The organism is Neisseria sp. HMSC074B07, from assembly GCF_001810355.1.
GTDB lineage: Bacteria > Pseudomonadota > Gammaproteobacteria > Burkholderiales > Neisseriaceae > Neisseria.
The window spans coordinates 41,141-43,219 of record NZ_KV800969.1 but is presented as its reverse complement, the minus strand read 5'-3'; the positions used below and the strand labels follow the sequence as shown (position 1 = coordinate 43,219).

The window sequence follows — 2,079 nt, the reverse complement described above, 5'->3', positions numbered from 1 at the left end:
TTGTCCTGATTTAAAGTTAATCCACTATACCGACGAAGCAGAAGCTGTTTTCAGACGACCTTTTTTGAATTTACCTGTTGCAGCATTTCCAACATTTCTCTCCTTCTCCCGCTTATCCGTTTTGCAATATTCTGATAATAAAAAACTAATTTCCCCTCAGCCGAAAACCTTATTTTGCAACGCGCGGTTCGCGTATAAATCACTTGACCGATTACATCGTATTACGTAAAGTATGCGGCATTCTTTTGAATTGGTATTACCAATTTATTTGGTAATTACTCTCAGATTAAGGTTCGGTATCTCTCCCGCATCCGACATCATGATAAAAATTGATAAACAACGCCGATTTAAGGATTCACCATGGCACTATTCCTCAGCATTTTTCCCATCATCCTGCTGATTTGGCTGATGGTTAAGAAAAACAGTATGCCTTCCTATATTGCGCTGCCGATTACCGCCGCGCTGATTTACGCCATCAAGCTGTTTTATTTCAAAGACGACGCTATGCTGCTCAACGCAACCGCAGCGTCCGGCCTGGTTTCCACACTGACGCCAATTACCGTGATTTTCGGTGCGATCATGTTCAACCGTATGATGGAAACCACCGGCTGTATCGACATTATCCGCAAATGGCTGGCGACCATCAGCCCGAATCCTGTGGCGCAGCTGATGATTATCGGCTGGTCGTTCGCCTTTATGATTGAGGGTGCATCCGGCTTCGGTACGCCTGCTGCGATTGCCGCCCCGATTCTGATGAGTCTGGGTTTCAACCCGTTGAAAGTGGCGATTTTTACGCTGGTTATGAACTCCGTGCCGGTATCTTTCGGCGCGGTGGGTACGCCGACTTGGTTCGGTTTTGCGCCATTAAACCTGAGTCCCGAAAACATCTTGGCTATCGGCAGACAAACCGGCGTGATGCACTTCTTCGCAGGTTTCATCATCCCCGTCATCGGCTTGAGCTTCATCGTGCCTTGGTCTGAAATCCGTAAAAACTTAGGCTTCATCGGCATCGCCGTCTTCTCTTGTACCATTCCTTATGTCGCATTGGCGATGGTCAACGAAGAATTCCCATCACTCGTTGCCGGCGCAATCGGCCTGATGGTATCCGTATTCGCCGCCAACCACGGCTGGGGTTTGAGCAAAGATCATCCGAAAGACCCGAATGCCGAAAAAGTACCTTTCGCCCAAGTCGCCAAAGCACTTGCCCCTCTGGGTATGCTGATCGGTATGCTGGTCGTTACCCGTATCAAACAGCTCGGCATCAAAGGCCTGCTGACCAGCAAAGAAGAATGGTTCAGCTTCCAACTGCCGTTTGATTTGAGCAAAATCACCGTCAGCGACTCTTTGACCATTACCTTCGGCAATATTTTCGGACAAGGCGTCAATGCGTCATACCAAACTCTCTACGTTCCCGCATGGATTCCGTTTGTCTTTACCGTTTGGATTTGTATCCTGCTTTATAAAACCAAATTCAAAGACGCCTGGGCTTTCTACGCTGCAACGTTCAACCAAACCAAAAAACCGCTGCTTGCCTTGATGGGCGCGCTGATTATGGTTCAACTGATGATGGTTGGCGGCGACGACTCCATGGTGAAAATCATCGGTAAAGAGTTTGCCGCGATGGCAGGCGAACACTGGGTTTACTTCTCCCCTTACCTTGGCGCTATCGGTGCATTCTTCTCCGGTTCGAACACCGTATCCAACCTGACATTCGGCCCGATTCAGCAACAAATCGCTATTGATACCGGTCTGTCCGTTACCCTCATCCTCGCCCTGCAATCCGTCGGCGGCGCAATGGGCAACATGGTCTGCATCAACAACATCATCGCCGTATGTACCGTACTGGACGTGAAAAACGCCGAAGGTGCGATTATCAAGAAAACCGTCATTCCCATGGCAATTTACGGTGTGATTGCTGTCGCCATAGCAATTATTTTCTTCCCTCTAAGGTAAGAACCTTGTAACGCAAAAGGTCGTCTGAAAAATGTTCAGACGACCTTTTTTATGAAGCAAACAGTTAGTCAATACTCCCCTTCCCTACCATCATATAGTGGATTAACTTTAAATCAGGACAAGGCG

2 protein-coding genes are annotated in these 2,079 nt (G+C 48.1%); both read left to right on the top strand.

All coding sequences use genetic code 11. The annotated features are described in order from the left end of the window. Nucleotides 1-229, top strand: a 229-nt coding sequence (locus HMPREF2726_RS14455) for a hypothetical protein (RefSeq protein WP_210399696.1), incomplete at its 5' end; no start/stop codon positions are given. 131 nt (nucleotides 230-360) lie between these two features. Beyond that, nucleotides 361-1,953, top strand: a complete 1,593-nt coding sequence (locus tag HMPREF2726_RS09765; RefSeq protein WP_070603205.1) for an L-lactate permease — start codon at nucleotides 361-363, stop codon at nucleotides 1,951-1,953. Nucleotides 1,954-2,079 lie beyond the last annotated feature (126 nt).

Excerpts from the sequence above, each read along its gene's own strand:
- HMPREF2726_RS09765 (WP_070603205.1), top strand. The coding sequence starts at position 361 with ATGGCACTATTCCTCAGCATTTTTCCCATCATCCTGCTGATTTGGCTG.